Source organism: Pseudomonas sp. GM49 (genome assembly GCF_000282355.1).
Lineage (GTDB): Bacteria > Pseudomonadota > Gammaproteobacteria > Pseudomonadales > Pseudomonadaceae > Aquipseudomonas.
Genome location: NZ_AKJL01000077.1, coordinates 26,079 through 40,413, shown reverse-complemented (window position 1 = coordinate 40,413; position 14,335 = coordinate 26,079). Strand labels below are relative to the sequence as shown.

Sequence of the window (14,335 nt, the reverse complement as noted above, 5' to 3'; positions counted from 1 at the left end):
AATGTGGGAGCGGGCTTGCTCCGGGCGGCGTACCGACGAAGGCTGCTTTAGTAGCACCAAAGATCCATGTTCGTTGCCAGTGCTTATTTATCCAGCTCATCCAGGGCGTCCTGCAATTCCTTGCGGGCATCGGCGAGTTTGTCTTTGCGCTTGTTGATCTTGTCGGGGTCGCCTTTTTTCATGGCCTTGTCGAGGTCCGCCTGACGCGTGCTGACTTCGTGCCTGGCGTCGAGCACCTTGTTTTCCCGTTCTTTCTTCAGTGAGGCGTCGGTGCAGTTCGCTTCGACTTCGCTCAGGGCTTTTTCCAGGCCTGCCTGCTGGTCGGCGTTACCGTGGACCTTGGCCAATTCGATCTGGTTGACGATGCCTTGCTTCTTGGCCGCACAACCGGTCAGACCCGGCGCTTCCTCGTCCGCCATCAACGGGGTGGCCAACACGCTGCAAAGGGTCAACAGGGCGAGCGGTGAAAGAAATTTCATAAAAGCTCCATGTAAGAAGGCAAGCAGACCGGTGTGGCGATGGCTTGTTGGAGCCTGGCGGCCCACAGGGGTTCCCGGTGGACGCGGGGCTGACAGCTAAAAGCCGTCAATCCCCGCATCACGTAACGTTTCACTCAAGGCCAGGACCTGCGGATGGCGGAAAAAAACGTTCAATTGCGCCGCGCGTCCCGGCCCGATATCGGCCTGGGCCTGCCATTGTTGGGTATCTCGCTGTGCCAGTGCCTGCCATTCATCGCCGAGAGGTGCCTGACCTGTCGGCGGCAATCCCAGGGCTTTCAGCCAGTGCGCGAACGGGCGTTGCCGGGCCCGGTTGAAACTGTCTGCTAGGCGAGCCGCACTGCGCTCGCCGAAACCGTCAATGGTAGCAAGCTCTTGGGCATCGAGGGTCAACCAATCCAGAAGACCGTTCAGGCGACCTGTTGCAAGAAGTTTTTCCCAAGTGCCCGGACCGACGTTGGGCAGCGCCAGCCCCTGTTTGCTGCTGAGCCAGGTCAGGCGTGCGAGAAACTGGCTTTCGCAGCCCGGGGTCGGTTGCCAGCAACTCAACGAATGAAAGTCCTCTGCCTGCGGCGCGTTCAATTCTGCGCGTTCGCTGCTGCGCAATACGACACTATCGAGCCTGGGGATGGTCAGCCCGGCCAGGCTGATGGCGACCTGATCACCCGGACGGATGTCCAGCGTCTGCCAGCATTGCAACGAACTGGCGCTGACATGTTTGATCTGCCGGTCATCGAGCTTCACCGGGGTCAGTTCAAGTACCGGAGTGATCCGCCCGGTCCGGCCGATCCTGAAGCGAACCTGGCGGACTTCGGCCAGTGCCCGGGCGAAGGGGTATTTAGCCAATAAAAAGCCCCGCAGGGCGCGAACCGTGCGGGGCTTCGGGTATTGCGGGGAAATCTTACAGGCCGGCAGCAGAACGCAGAGCGTCGGCGCGGTCGGTTTTTTCCCAGGTGAACGTGGTGAAGGTGTCGTCACCCACGGTCTTGGTCGCCGGGGTGCGACCGAAGTGGCCGTACGCAGCGGTTTCGCGGTACATCGGGTGCAGCAGGTCGAGCATGGTGGTGATCGCGTATGGGCGCAGGTCGAACACTTCGCGGACCAGTTTGACGATCTTGTCATCGCTGATCTTGCCGGTGCCGAAGGTGTTCAGCGAGATCGACGTCGGTTGAGCAACACCGATGGCGTAGGACACCTGGATCTCGCAGCGCTCGGCCAGGCCGGCGGCAACGATGTTCTTGGCCACATAACGACCGGCGTAGGCCGCCGAACGGTCAACCTTCGATGGATCCTTGCCGGAGAACGCGCCACCGCCGTGACGGGCCATGCCGCCGTAGCTGTCGACGATGATCTTGCGACCGGTCAGACCGCAGTCACCCACCGGGCCGCCAATGATGAACTGGCCGGTCGGGTTGATGTGGAACTGGGTGTCTTTGCTCAGCAGTTCGGCAGGCAGCACGTGCTTGACGATCAGCTCCATCACGCCTTCGCGCAGGTCGTTGTACGACACTTCAGGGTTGTGCTGGGTCGACAGAACGACGGCGTCGATACCGACCACCTTGCCGTTTTCGTAGCGGCAGGTGACTTGCGACTTGGCATCCGGGCGCAGCCAAGGCAGCAGACCGGATTTACGGGCCTCGGCTTGCCTTTGCACAAGTTGGTGCGAGAAAGTGATCGGCGCTGGCATCAGCACGTCGGTTTCGTTGCTGGCATAGCCGAACATCAGGCCCTGGTCGCCGGCGCCCTGATCTTCAGGCTTGGCACGGTCGACACCCTGGTTGATGTCAGGGGACTGCTTGCCGATGATGTTCATCACGCCGCAGGTCGCACCGTCGAAGCCGACGTTGGAGCTGGTGTAGCCGATGTCGGTGATCACGTCACGAACGATCTGCTCCAGGTCAACCCAGGCGGTAGTGGTGACTTCGCCGGCGATGATCGCCACGCCCGTTTTCACCAGAGTCTCGCACGCCACACGGGCGAACTTGTCTTCAGCAATGATGGCGTCCAGCACCGCATCAGAAATCTGGTCGGCGATTTTGTCCGGATGCCCTTCAGACACGGACTCGGAGGTGAAAAGGGAGTATTCGCTCATCTCGATGTTTTCCTGAAATTACCGATGGTGAGTGTCGCCAGCCGGTCGCTGAAAATGGCGGACCTGGATCTGGAAACCATTGCGTAAGCCTACATAGAGGCTTTCCCCGGGAGCGAGTCCCGCAGCGGTGGCCCAGCGGGCCAAATCGTCCTGTTCAAACCCCAGCCAGAGATCACCGCAGGCCTCCTTGGCCCAACTCTGGTTGTGGCTACATAACTCTGTCACTAACAGGCTACCGCCTGGTTGCAGCAAGTGGGCCATGTGCTTGAGCGCATCGGCCGGCGCGGCAAAATGATGCAGCACCATGTTCAGTACCACGCAATCGGCCTTGAGGCTGACGCCGTTCAATGCATCGGCCAATTGCAGGTTAACGTTAGTCAGCTTGTCGCGTTCGCAGACCTGGCGCGCCAGTTCGAGCATCGCGCTGCTGTTGTCCAGTGCCGTGACTTGCGAGAAGCGGCGCGCCAGTTCCGGCAGGAATGCGCCATCGCCAGGGCCGACTTCAATGGCCGTGGCGTCTTTGTCGAAGCTCAGCTTGTCGAGCAGGGCCACCACGCTTTCGCGGTATTGCGGCAGGCCGGCGATCAAGTCTTGCTGGGCGCGAAACTTCTCCGCTACCCGTGAGAAAAAATCCTGGCTGGCCGCCGCACGTTGCCCATGGACCTGGGTGATGCGCGCCTGCACATCGGCCGGCAGCGTCAGGTTGTCCACTTCTTCGAGCAGGGCTGCGTGCAATTTGCCGCCCGGCAGTTCGGTGTGGGGCAGGGCGCGACGGTAGAAAATCGCATTGCCTTCGCGGCGCGTCGCCACCAGGTCGGCCTGGGCCAGTACCTTGAGGTGGTGGCTCATGCCTGACTGGCCGATGCCGAAGATCTGCGCCAGTTCCAGCACACCGAACGAATCGTTGGCCAGTGCGCGCAAAACATTCAGCCGCAAGGGATCGCCGCCAGCCTTGCACAAGGCCGCCAGCTCATCGCAATCGTCATGTTGAATGGAAGGCACGCGTAAGTTCATAGGGGCGGCAGTCTAGTCACGGGTCGAATGCATCGCAAGAGCAATATCAAAAAGTTTTGATATTGCTCGATGGATGGCACTTCTCGACGTTAGCTTCAGTCAACAAACGAACGGCGGAAAGGATTCATCAGGCGAAACCGCCGTTATCCGTTGGAAAAACGCCTCCAGATGACTATCTGTCATTGCCCCGAGGCGGCCCGGTGAGGGAAAATGCTCGCCTTTTTTCCGTTTCGTTTTATTCAAACCCCCAGGAGATCAGCGATGCCTAGCCGTCGTGAGCGTGCCAACGCCATTCGTGCCCTCAGCATGGATGCCGTGCAAAAAGCCAACAGCGGCCATCCCGGTGCCCCTATGGGTATGGCAGATATCGCCGAAGTACTTTGGCGCGACTACCTCAAGCACAACCCGAGCAATCCATCGTTCGCCGACCGTGACCGCTTCGTGCTGTCCAACGGCCACGGCTCGATGTTGATCTACTCGCTGCTGCACCTGACCGGCTACGACCTGTCGATTGACGACTTGAAACAATTCCGTCAACTGCACAGCCGTACCCCGGGTCACCCGGAGCTCGGCTACACCCCTGGCGTGGAAACCACCACCGGCCCACTGGGCCAGGGCCTGGCCAACGCCGTGGGTTTTGCCCTGGCTGAAAAAGTCATGGCGGCGCAGTTCAACCGTCCTGGCCACAACATCGTCGACCACCACACCTATGTGTTCCTGGGTGATGGCTGCATGATGGAAGGCATTTCCCACGAAGTCGCTTCCCTGGCCGGTACCTTGGGCCTGGGCAAGCTGATCGCCTTCTACGATGACAACGGCATCTCCATCGATGGCGAAGTCGAAGGCTGGTTCACCGACGACACGCCGAAGCGTTTTGAGTCCTACAACTGGCAAGTGATCCGCAATGTCGACGGTCACGACCCGGAAGAGATCAAGACTGCGATCGACACTGCGCGCAAAAGCGAGCAGCCAACCCTGATCTGCTGCAAGACCACCATCGGTTTCGGTTCGCCGAACAAGCAAGGTAAGGAAGACTGCCACGGCGCCCCGCTGGGTGACGCGGAAATCGCCCTGACCCGTGCGGCGCTGAAATGGAATCATGGCCCGTTCGAAATCCCGGCCGATATCTACGCCGAGTGGGATGCCAAGGAAGCCGGTCGCGCTGTGGAAGCCGAGTGGGACCAGCGTTTCGCTGCCTACTCCGCCGCGTTCCCTGCCGAAGCCAACGAACTGGTGCGTCGTCTGAGCGGCGATCTGCCAGCCGACTTCTCGGAAAAAGCCTCGGCGTACATCGCCGAAGTGGCCGCCAAGGGCGAAACCATCGCCAGTCGTAAAGCCAGCCAGAATGCCCTGAACGCATTTGGCCCGCTGCTGCCTGAGTTCCTCGGCGGCTCGGCTGACCTGGCCGGTTCCAACCTGACTCTGTGGAAAGGCTGCAAAGGCGTCACCGCCGAAGACGCCAGCGGCAACTACATGTACTACGGCGTGCGTGAGTTCGGCATGACCGCGATCATGAACGGTGTTGCCCTGCACGGCGGCCTGGTGCCTTACGGCGCGACCTTCCTGATGTTCATGGAATACGCGCGCAACGCGGTGCGCATGTCGGCCCTGATGAAGCAGCGTGTGATCCACGTCTATACCCACGACTCCATCGGTCTGGGCGAAGACGGCCCGACTCACCAGCCAATCGAGCAACTGGCCAGCCTGCGCTGCACGCCGAACCTCGATACCTGGCGTCCAGCCGACGCCGTTGAATCGGCGGTGTGCTGGAAGTACGCGCTGGAGCGCAAGGACGGTCCTTCGGCCCTGATCTTCTCGCGTCAGAACCTGCAGCACCAAACCCGCAATGCGATTCAGATCGAAGAGATCGCCCGTGGCGGTTACGTGTTGAAGGACTGCGCAGGCGAGCCTGAGCTGATCCTGATTGCCACGGGTTCCGAAGTGGGTCTGGCGGTTCAGGCTTACGACAAGCTGACCGAGCAGGGCCGCAAGGTGCGCGTGGTTTCCATGCCGTGCACCAGCGTGTTCGACGCCCAGGACGCCGGCTACAAGCAATCGGTCCTGCCGTTGCAGGTCAGCGCCCGTATCGCCATCGAGGCTTCCCACGCCGACTACTGGTACAAGTACGTGGGTCTGGAAGGTCGCGTGATCGGCATGACCACCTACGGCGAGTCGGCGCCTGCGTCGGCCTTGTTCGAAGAGTTCGGCTTCACCCTGGAAAACATCCTGGGTCAGGCTGAAGAGTTGCTGGAAGACTAAAACACGACGCGGTGGCCCTGGCCACCGCGATCCCCCGTAGGAGCGAGCTTGCTCGCGATGGTCGTTAACGATAACGCTGGCTGTCTGGATGAGCGCGTTGTCCTGAAGTCCATCGCGAGCAAGCTCGCTCCTACAAGGGGGCGTTGCACACAAGAATTTCGTCTGACTGCGTCTATCGAGAACCCCATGCCTCAACCGCGTCCCTACAAAGTTGCACTCAACGGCTACGGCCGGATTGGTCGTTGCGTCTTGCGTGCGTTGTTCGAACGAGGCGAAAAGGCCGGGTTTGAAATTGTCGCGATCAATGATCTGGCAGACATGGCCAGCATCGAATACCTGACACGCTTCGACTCCACCCACGGGCGTTTTCCCGGCGAAGTGAAGGTCGAGGGCGATTGTCTGCATATTAATGGCGACTGCGTGAAGGTCCTGCGCAGTGCCACCCCCGAAGGCATCGATTGGGCGTCCCTGGGCGTCGATCTGGTGCTGGAGTGCTCCGGCGCTTATCACACTCGCGAAGACGGCCAGCGTTTCCTCGACGCTGGCGCCCCGCGCGTGCTGTTTTCCCAGCCGATGGCCAGCGAGACGGACGTCGACGCTACCATCGTCTACGGCGTGAACCAGGATTGCCTGACCGGCGACGAGCTGCTGGTGTCCAACGCGTCCTGCACCACCAACTGCGGCGTGCCGCTGCTGCGCCTGCTGAATCAGGCCATTGGCCTGGATTACGTGTCGATCACCACCATTCACTCGGCGATGAACGATCAGCCGGTCATCGATGCCTATCACCATGAAGACCTGCGCCGCACCCGTTCGGCGTTCCAGTCGGTGATTCCGGTGTCCACCGGTCTGGCGCGTGGTATCGAACGCCTGTTGCCGGAACTTGCCGGCCGAATTCAGGCCAAAGCCGTGCGGGTGCCGACGGTCAACGTGTCCTGCCTCGATATCACGATGCAGACCGCCACCGCGACCGACGCCACCGAGGTCAACCGGATCCTGCGCGAAGCCGCCACCAGCGGCCCGCTCAAAGGCCTGCTGGCTTACACCGAGTTACCTCACGCAAGCTGTGATTTCAACCATGACCCACATTCGGCGATCGTCGATGCCAGTCAGACCCGAGTTTCCGGCCCACGGCTGGTGAACATCCTGGCCTGGTTCGACAACGAATGGGGTTTTGCCAACCGAATGCTGGACGTTGCAGAACACTATCTGCAAACAGCGACTTCAAAAAAACCTGCTCTCTAAGATCAGCTACTCAGGAAATGCGACCCATGACCGTGTTGAAGATGTCCGACCTCGATCTGCAAGGTAAGCGCGTATTGATCCGCGAAGACCTCAACGTCCCAGTCAAGGACGGTGTTGTCACCAGCGATGCGCGTATCCTGGCCTCGCTGCCGACCATCAAGCTGGCCCTGGAAAAAGGCGCGGCCGTGATGGTCTGCTCGCACCTTGGCCGTCCGACCGAAGGCGAGTTCTCGGCTGAGAACAGCCTCAAGCCAGTCGCCGACTACCTGAGCCGTGCCTTGGGCCGTGAAGTGCCGCTGGTGGCCGATTACCTGGGCGGCGTCGACGTCAAGGCCGGCGACATCGTGCTGTTCGAAAACGTGCGCTTCAACAAAGGCGAGAAAAAGAACGCCGACGAACTGGCCCGGCAATATGCCGCCCTGTGCGACGTGTTCGTGATGGACGCCTTCGGCACCGCTCACCGTGCCGAGGGTTCGACCCACGGCGTGGCCAAGTTCGCCAAAGTCGCTGCTGCCGGCCCGCTGCTGGCGGCCGAGCTGGATGCACTGGGCAAGGCCCTGGGCGCTCCAGCCCAGCCAATGGCTGCCATTGTTGCCGGTTCCAAGGTGTCGACCAAACTCGACGTACTGAACAGCCTGAGCCAGATCTGCGACCAGTTGATCGTCGGCGGCGGCATTGCCAACACCTTCCTGGCCGCTGCCGGTCACCCGGTCGGCAAGTCGCTGTACGAGCCAGACCTGCTCGACACCGCCCGCGCCATCGCCGCCAAAGTCAGCGTGCCGCTGCCAGTGGACGTGGTAGTTGCCAAGGAATTCGCTGAAAGCGCCGCTGCGACCGTCAAGCTGATCGCTGACGTCGCTGCCGACGACATGATCCTGGACATCGGCCCGCAAACCGCGGCGAATTTCGCCGAGCTGCTGAAGTCGTCCAGGACTATCCTGTGGAACGGTCCGGTCGGCGTGTTCGAATTCGACCAGTTCGGCAATGGCACCAAAGTGCTGGCCCAGGCCATCGCAGACAGCGCGGCGTTCTCCATTGCCGGCGGTGGCGACACCCTGGCCGCCATCGACAAATATGGCGTGGCCGAGCAGATCTCCTACATTTCTACCGGTGGAGGCGCGTTCCTCGAATTCGTCGAAGGCAAGGTTCTGCCCGCTGTTGAAGTCCTGGAAAGCCGGGCCAAGGCCTGAGGGTCGCCCGTTTGACCAGGCAAGGGAGTGTTGAAATGGTCAAGACGTTAGCGCTGTTGATCGTCGCCGGTTCGCTGGTGGCTTGCGGGAGTAATCCGAAGGCCACTGCGGAGCCAGCGCCGTCCGAGTCGGACAAAGGCTGCTACCAGGCTGACTGGCAGGCGGAAACCAACCCGGTGCTCAACAAGCGTTCCGGGCCGGAAGGCCTGGACAAATACGAGACCCGGACGCCCGCCAAGGAACATGGCTGCCCTTGACGGGTCTGACTCATTATTCAGCTGGCAGCGTGCGCCGCCAGTCGAGGGACACGGATGAAAGGTTTTATCGCCGTCACGGCGCTGGCGCTGCTGGCCGGTTGTGCTCAGTTGAACCTGTTCCAGTCGTCCGCACCTGTGGATAACTGGACCACCTGGACCTGCGACAGCCAGGCCAAGGTGCTGTGGCGCTACACCGACGACAGCCATAGGGAAGTCGACGTGCGCCTGGGCGGTGCCGATCAGGTCTACCGCCTGAAGCAGGAACCGGGTGCATCGGGTTCGCTGTACAGCAATGACATGCTGGCGTTTCACATAAAAGGTGAGGAAGGCCTGGTTTACTGGGTCGCCACCAATGATTTGATTGGCCGTGGCTGTCACTTGTAGGAGCGAGCTTGCTCGCGATGGTCTTTAACGATAACGCGGGGCACCTGAATGTCCGCGTTGTCTGGGCCAGCATCGCGAGCAAGCTCGCTCCTACAGGGGGCCGATGTTCTGGAATTGATGCAACACCGAATTCGCAGCCCGGGCCAACCCCCGATCTGCAATAACTTGAATAGCCGCCGCCGCTCCGGCAGGCTGGCACGATTAACGACCCTCAACCGGGAGAGATACACACAATGGCACTTATCAGCATGCGCCAGATGTTGGACCACGCAGCCGAGTTCGGCTACGGCGTTCCAGCCTTCAACGTCAACAACCTTGAGCAGATGCGCGCCATCATGGAAGCCGCTGACAAGACTGACTCCCCGGTGATCGTCCAGGCTTCGGCCGGTGCTCGCAAATACGCCGGCGCACCGTTCCTGCGTCACCTGATCCTGGCCGCCATCGAAGAATTCCCGCACATCCCGGTGTGCATGCACCAGGACCACGGCACCAGCCCTGACGTCTGCCAGCGCTCCATCCAGCTGGGCTTCAGCTCGGTGATGATGGACGGTTCCCTGGGCGAAGACGGCAAGACCCCGACCGACTACGACTACAACGTCCGTGTGACCCAACAGACCGTGGCCATGGCCCACGCCTGTGGTGTTTCGGTAGAAGGCGAGCTGGGCTGCCTGGGTTCGCTGGAAACCGGTATGGCCGGTGAAGAAGACGGCATCGGCGCCGAAGGCGTTCTGGACCACAGCCAGATGCTGACCGACCCGGAAGAAGCCGCTGACTTCGTAAAACGCACTCAGGTGGATGCCCTGGCCATCGCCATCGGTACCAGCCACGGCGCCTACAAGTTCACCAAGCCGCCTACCGGCGACGTGCTGGCCATCGACCGCATCAAGGAAATCCACAAGCGCATTCCGAACACTCACCTGGTGATGCACGGTTCGTCTTCGGTTCCGCAAGAGTGGCTGGCGATCATCAACCAGTACGGCGGCGACATCAAGGAAACCTACGGCGTACCGGTTGAAGAAATCGTCGAAGGCATCAAGCACGGCGTGCGCAAGGTCAACATCGACACCGACCTGCGTCTGGCGTCCACCGGCGCAATGCGTCGCCTGATGGCCACCAACCCGAGCGAGTTCGACCCACGTAAATTCTTCGGCGCCACCGTCACCGCCATGCGCGACGTATGCATCGCTCGCTACGAAGCTTTCGGTACTGCCGGTAATGCATCGAAGATCAAGGCGATCTCGCTGGAAGGGATGTACCAGCGTTATCTGAAGGGTGAGTTGAACGCCAAGGTCAACTAAGCCCGGGCGTTAAGCTTCATCAATAAAGAACCCGCCGAAAGGCGGGTTTTTTGTGGGCGATGATCCATGGTCGACGCGGTCAGTGTGGGAGCAGGCAACGGTGCCTCGACATCATTGATTGTGATCGATATCCAGCTTGCTGAAGGTCACTTTCCCGCCTTCAGTGGTGTATCCGGTGTTGTCCTGCACATACACCCCGGCCTTGAAGTACAACGGTTTGTCGCGCCAGGTTGTGCTGATTTGCGTATCCCATTGATAACCTGCCGCGCTGATGCCCAAGGCGCCACCGGGGCTGAGGTGAATGAGATAGTTGAACTCCTGGTCCAGTTTCACTCCCGTCGCAACGATGATCACCCGGCCCACATCGTCATCGGGATGCATCCGGACCTTGGCCACGATATTGCCGGTGGCTGTACTGGTTTTGTATTGGTACTCGACCTTCACCAGAGGTTTTTGGCTTTGATAGGCATGGATCTGGCCGATGACGATTTTCCCGGAGCTCGGCACCTGGTTCACTGCCAGAGTGGCATGCAACAAATTGTCGGCATCAGGGTAATACCAGTTGTGCAACGTGCCGTTGCTGTAGGTTTCACGCAATTCAGTGCGCGGATAAATCGCGTTTTCGGTACGGGAGCCCGTAACGGGCGTCCAGAAAAACAAGGTGCCGGTGTCGGAATGGAAGTATTGATCTTTGAAGCCATCCACCAGTTTTGAGGTTTCAACGGTGTACGGCGGGCTGCCGACGGGGACGCTGAGGTTCCAGGTTGCGAGATCGATCATGTCGGTTCTTCCACTTGATTCATGCTGCACGGACGTGCCAGAAGCTCTAGGCCGCACCTTTGGGGCGGCCTTTATAAGCGTAGCGGGATATTTTGTTAACTCTCGTCTGACGGGTGGTTGACGTCAACATCCTGTCGAAGATGCCATCTTTCCCGGGCTTCTTCGACCGTTAGTCGGTAAAAAGACACTGCGATTAAATGATGGCCCACTGACACCTTCTGCTTTTGCAGAACCGGGTCTAGAGTGGAGGCACAGTATTTGTCCGGTTTTCACGAGAAACCGGCCTGACACCCCCGCAATTAGAGAAGCAGCATGGAATGCGCGCAACCCACGCCAGTAGAAGGCGGCTCAACCCTTTTAGTCGTCGACGATTACCCTGAAAACCTGATCAGCATGCGCGCGTTGTTACAGCGCCAGGACTGGCGGGTCATGACTGCCGCCTCGGGTTTCGAGGCCCTCGGTTTGTTACTTGAACACGATTTCGACCTGGTGCTGCTGGACGTGCAGATGCCGGGCATGGACGGTTATGAAGTGGCACGCCTGATGCGCGGTAGCCAGCGAACCCGTCTCACGCCGATCATTTTCCTGACCGCCAACGAACAGTCCCAGGACGCCGTGATCAAGGGCTATGCCAGTGGTGCGGTGGATTACCTGTTCAAACCGTTCGACCCACAGGTATTCACGCCCAAGGTCCAGGCGTTGCTCGAACACCAGCGTAACCGCCGGGCCTTGCAGCGCCTGAGTCATGATCTGGAAGCAGCTCGTGCCTTTAATGCGTCGGTGCTGGATAACACTGCCGAAGGCATTCTGGTATTGGGTGAGGACGGTCTGATTCGTTTTGCCAATCCGGCGATGTCACGGTTGCTCAATGCCACGGTGCAGGAACTGCAAGGCAAGGAGTTTCTGGACTACCTGCAAAAACCGCATATTCCGATCTGGGCCGATTCCGAGTTGCTGGCCGGATATAAACGCGGCGAAACCCTGCGCCTGCACGATGCCCTGCTACGAACGGCGCCCGGACAGCAGGTGCCGGTGGCCTTGTCCTGCGCGCCATTGCCTGCCGAGCAACATGCGATGGTCGTGACCGTGCTGGACATGTCGGTGGTGCGTCATCTGCATAAGCAACTGGAATTTCAGGCGGTCACCGATCCGCTGACCGGACTGCTCAACCGCCGGGGTTTCTACCAGACCGTAGAGAACCTGCTGTTGCGTAGTGAGCGTTCCGACTGTTCCTGGGTCCTGATGTACCTGGACCTCGACGGCTTCAAGCGCGTCAATGATTCGCTCGGGCACGATGCCGGCGATCGGGTGTTGCGCTGGGTCTCCGAGCAGTTGAAGGCTTGCCTGCGGCCCTTCGACATTCTGGCGCGGATGGGTGGCGACGAATTCACCGCGCTGCTGGATCTGGAACTCCCCGAGCAAGCGGCGAAGATTGCCGAGAAGCTCATCGAGCGGGTGTCGATCTGTCAGCAGATCGACGGCCTCGATATCGCCCTGGGTGCCAGCATCGGCATCGCCACGTTCCCTGATTGTGGCGCCAATCTCGACGGGATGCTGCGGGCGGCCGACATCGCCATGTACGAAGCCAAGCGCGCCGGTCGCCAGCAATATCGCTTCTACGATCACGAAATGAACGGCCGGGCGCGCTCGCGGCTGATGCTGGAAGAAAGTGTGCGCACGGCCATCGAGAACCGCGATTTCAATCTGGTGTATCAGCCTCAGGTGGCGATAGCCGACGGGCGGATTCGTGGCTTCGAGGCCTTGTTGCGCTGGCAGCATCCGAGCGTTGGCGATGTCCCCCCGGGGCTGTTTTTGCCATTGATGGAGGAGGCGCGGCTGATCAGCCATCTGGGCAGCTGGATCTACCATCGCAGCGCCGGGCAACGCAAAGCCTGGGAGTCCCTGTTTACCGAGGATCTGGTGCTGGGCGTCAGTTTGAGCAGTACACAGTTCGGCATGCCCAACCTGGCAACAGAGTTGCGCCAGGTGCTGGAGCGCCATGGCTTGCAACCGCGTCAACTTGAGGTCGAGGTCACGGAAGAGGCCTTGATGCACAACCCCGAAGAAACCCGCAAGCAATTGCGCCTTCTGCACAATCTGGGCGTACGAGTGGCATTGGATGACTTTGGGGCCGGACCCTGCTCCCTGTCGCACTTACGCGACCTGGAGCTGGACACCCTCAAGCTCGACCGGCATTTGATCGCCCGGTTGCCGGAGTCGGTACGGGATGCGGCGCTGGTGCGCAGTGTGATCGACCTATGCAAACAGTTCGGGATGCTGGTGATTGCCGAAGGGGTGGAAACAGTCGCGCAGTTTGAATGGCTGCAAGCCAATGGCTGTGAGTATGTGCAAGGTTTTCTGGTGGCCCGGCCGATGATGGCCGAAGACACCGGGGTCTTTGTCCAGCCGTTTGACTGGAGCGCGCTGCCCCGCTGAATTCGCTACACTGGCGACCTTTCAGTGACGTGTATTGCCGCCCCGATGACTGTGTTGAAATATCTTCAGGCCTATCCCGCTACCTTGCAGGATCAGGTGCGCCAGCTGATCGCCGACGGTCGGCTGGGCGACTACCTGAGCCAGCGTTACCCGGAAAAACACGGGGTGCAGAGCGACAAGGCGCTGTACACCTACGCCCTGGACCTCAAGCAGGAATACCTGCGTAATGCTCCGGCCATCGACAAGGTGCTGTTCGACAACCGCCTGGACCTCACTCACCGTGCCCTTGGCCTGCACACCACGATTTCCCGGGTGCAGGGTGGCAAGCTCAAGGCCAAGAAGGAAATCCGCATCGCTTCGCTGTTCAAGGAAGCGCCTGGCGAGTTCCTGAAAATGATCGTGGTGCATGAGCTGGCGCACTTCAAGGAATCGGACCACAACAAGGCTTTCTACAAACTGTGCGAGCACATGCTGCCGGGGTATCACCAGGTGGAGTTCGATGTGCGGGTGTACCTGACGTGGCGGGATCTGTAGGAGCTGCCGCAGGCTGCGATCTTTTAAGGAGCATTGGATGGACGTGAGCAAGACCAAGAGCAGCTTCTATCGCCGGTTGTACGTGGCGTACCTGATCGACAGCGGGCTGGCCAGCAGCGTCCCGGCGCTCACCGAAGTGACCGGTATGCCCCGGCGCACGGCGCAGGACACCATCGCGGCGTTGGCGGATCTGGATATCGTTTGTGAGTTCGAGCAGGAAAAGGGCGCGCGCAACCATGCGGGGCGCTATCGGATTCGCGAGTGGGGGGCGATTGATCGGGGGTGGATCGAGCGTAATCTGCGGCAGATCAAGGCGGTGCTGGAGTACCCCTGAAATCTGTAGCGTCTG

At 60.3% G+C, this 14,335-nt stretch carries 13 protein-coding genes and 1 pseudogene; 9 read left to right on the top strand and 5 right to left on the bottom strand.

Going from position 1 to position 14,335, the window contains the following annotated elements; all coding sequences use genetic code 11:
- Positions 1 to 83: 83 nt before the first annotated feature.
- From PMI29_RS21795 to PMI29_RS21810, 4 genes and pseudogenes are all read right to left on the bottom strand, one after another.
- Positions 84 to 479 (bottom strand): DUF1090 domain-containing protein, encoded by a 396-nt coding sequence (locus tag PMI29_RS21795; protein ID WP_007995693.1) that lies wholly within the window; start codon positions 477 to 479, stop codon positions 84 to 86.
- Between the two features lie 96 nt (positions 480 to 575).
- Positions 576 to 1,337 (bottom strand): annotated as a pseudogene (locus PMI29_RS21800) (NAD-dependent DNA ligase LigB); the annotation flags it as partial.
- 61 nt (positions 1,338 to 1,398) lie between these two features.
- The gene (metK, locus tag PMI29_RS21805; protein WP_007995691.1) at positions 1,399 to 2,589 is read right to left on the bottom strand and encodes a methionine adenosyltransferase; all 1,191 of its coding nucleotides are present in this window, start codon (positions 2,587 to 2,589) and stop codon (positions 1,399 to 1,401) included.
- Between the two features lie 18 nt (positions 2,590 to 2,607).
- Positions 2,608 to 3,603: an ArsR/SmtB family transcription factor gene (locus PMI29_RS21810; protein ID WP_007995690.1), complete on the bottom strand. Its 996-nt coding sequence runs from the start codon at positions 3,601 to 3,603 to the stop codon at positions 2,608 to 2,610.
- 261 nt (positions 3,604 to 3,864) lie between these two features.
- Between PMI29_RS21810 and tkt the strand changes: the two genes are divergently transcribed.
- From tkt to fba, 6 genes are all read left to right on the top strand, one after another.
- A complete protein-coding gene (gene tkt, locus PMI29_RS21815; protein ID WP_007995689.1) occupies positions 3,865 to 5,862 on the top strand; it encodes a transketolase in 1,998 nt (665 codons plus the stop codon).
- 186 nt (positions 5,863 to 6,048) lie between these two features.
- A complete protein-coding gene (gene epd / locus PMI29_RS21820; RefSeq protein WP_033052154.1) occupies positions 6,049 to 7,107 on the top strand; it encodes an erythrose-4-phosphate dehydrogenase in 1,059 nt (352 codons plus the stop codon).
- Positions 7,108 to 7,133: 26 nt separating this feature from the next.
- On the top strand, positions 7,134 to 8,297 hold the full coding sequence (locus PMI29_RS21825) for a phosphoglycerate kinase (protein ID WP_007981629.1): 1,164 nt from the start codon (positions 7,134 to 7,136) through the stop codon (positions 8,295 to 8,297).
- Between the two features lie 35 nt (positions 8,298 to 8,332).
- A complete protein-coding gene (locus PMI29_RS21830) occupies positions 8,333 to 8,554 on the top strand; it encodes a hypothetical protein (protein WP_007975465.1) in 222 nt (73 codons plus the stop codon).
- 54 nt (positions 8,555 to 8,608) lie between these two features.
- Entirely contained in the window at positions 8,609 to 8,938 is a 330-nt protein-coding gene (locus tag PMI29_RS21835; protein ID WP_007995686.1) for an MliC family protein, read from the top strand.
- 233 nt (positions 8,939 to 9,171) lie between these two features.
- Positions 9,172 to 10,236, top strand: a complete 1,065-nt coding sequence (gene fba, locus PMI29_RS21840; RefSeq protein WP_007981624.1) for a class II fructose-bisphosphate aldolase — start codon at positions 9,172 to 9,174, stop codon at positions 10,234 to 10,236.
- Between the two features lie 111 nt (positions 10,237 to 10,347).
- Here the strand turns inward: fba and PMI29_RS21845 are convergent, their stop codons facing one another.
- Positions 10,348 to 11,016: a polysaccharide lyase family 7 protein gene (locus PMI29_RS21845; RefSeq protein ID WP_007995685.1), complete on the bottom strand. Its 669-nt coding sequence runs from the start codon at positions 11,014 to 11,016 to the stop codon at positions 10,348 to 10,350.
- A gap of 312 nt (positions 11,017 to 11,328) precedes the next feature.
- On the opposite strand from PMI29_RS21845, the gene PMI29_RS21850 reads away from it, so the two are divergent.
- Genes PMI29_RS21850 through PMI29_RS21860 form a run of 3 tightly spaced genes read left to right on the top strand, consistent with a single transcriptional unit; the run spans position 11,329 to position 14,320 of the window.
- On the top strand, positions 11,329 to 13,452 hold the full coding sequence (locus PMI29_RS21850) for a putative bifunctional diguanylate cyclase/phosphodiesterase (protein ID WP_007995684.1): 2,124 nt from the start codon (positions 11,329 to 11,331) through the stop codon (positions 13,450 to 13,452).
- 45 nt (positions 13,453 to 13,497) lie between these two features.
- Positions 13,498 to 13,986: a M48 metallopeptidase family protein gene (locus tag PMI29_RS21855; RefSeq protein ID WP_007995683.1), complete on the top strand. Its 489-nt coding sequence runs from the start codon at positions 13,498 to 13,500 to the stop codon at positions 13,984 to 13,986.
- A gap of 37 nt (positions 13,987 to 14,023) precedes the next feature.
- Entirely contained in the window at positions 14,024 to 14,320 is a 297-nt protein-coding gene (locus PMI29_RS21860) for a winged helix-turn-helix domain-containing protein (RefSeq protein ID WP_007995682.1), read from the top strand.
- Positions 14,321 to 14,335 lie beyond the last annotated feature (15 nt).

Coding starts and splice junctions, on each gene's coding strand:
- PMI29_RS21795 (WP_007995693.1), bottom strand. CDS start 479: ATGAAATTTCTTTCACCGCTCGCCCTGTTGACCCTTTGCAGCGTGTTG.
- metK (WP_007995691.1), bottom strand. CDS start 2,589: ATGAGCGAATACTCCCTTTTCACCTCCGAGTCCGTGTCTGAAGGGCAT.
- PMI29_RS21810 (WP_007995690.1), bottom strand. CDS start 3,603: ATGAACTTACGCGTGCCTTCCATTCAACATGACGATTGCGATGAGCTG.
- tkt (WP_007995689.1), top strand. CDS start 3,865: ATGCCTAGCCGTCGTGAGCGTGCCAACGCCATTCGTGCCCTCAGCATG.
- epd (WP_033052154.1), top strand. CDS start 6,049: ATGCCTCAACCGCGTCCCTACAAAGTTGCACTCAACGGCTACGGCCGG.
- PMI29_RS21825 (WP_007981629.1), top strand. CDS start 7,134: ATGACCGTGTTGAAGATGTCCGACCTCGATCTGCAAGGTAAGCGCGTA.
- PMI29_RS21830 (WP_007975465.1), top strand. CDS start 8,333: ATGGTCAAGACGTTAGCGCTGTTGATCGTCGCCGGTTCGCTGGTGGCT.
- PMI29_RS21835 (WP_007995686.1), top strand. CDS start 8,609: ATGAAAGGTTTTATCGCCGTCACGGCGCTGGCGCTGCTGGCCGGTTGT.
- fba (WP_007981624.1), top strand. CDS start 9,172: ATGGCACTTATCAGCATGCGCCAGATGTTGGACCACGCAGCCGAGTTC.
- PMI29_RS21845 (WP_007995685.1), bottom strand. CDS start 11,016: ATGATCGATCTCGCAACCTGGAACCTCAGCGTCCCCGTCGGCAGCCCG.
- PMI29_RS21850 (WP_007995684.1), top strand. CDS start 11,329: ATGGAATGCGCGCAACCCACGCCAGTAGAAGGCGGCTCAACCCTTTTA.
- PMI29_RS21855 (WP_007995683.1), top strand. CDS start 13,498: ATGACTGTGTTGAAATATCTTCAGGCCTATCCCGCTACCTTGCAGGAT.
- PMI29_RS21860 (WP_007995682.1), top strand. CDS start 14,024: ATGGACGTGAGCAAGACCAAGAGCAGCTTCTATCGCCGGTTGTACGTG.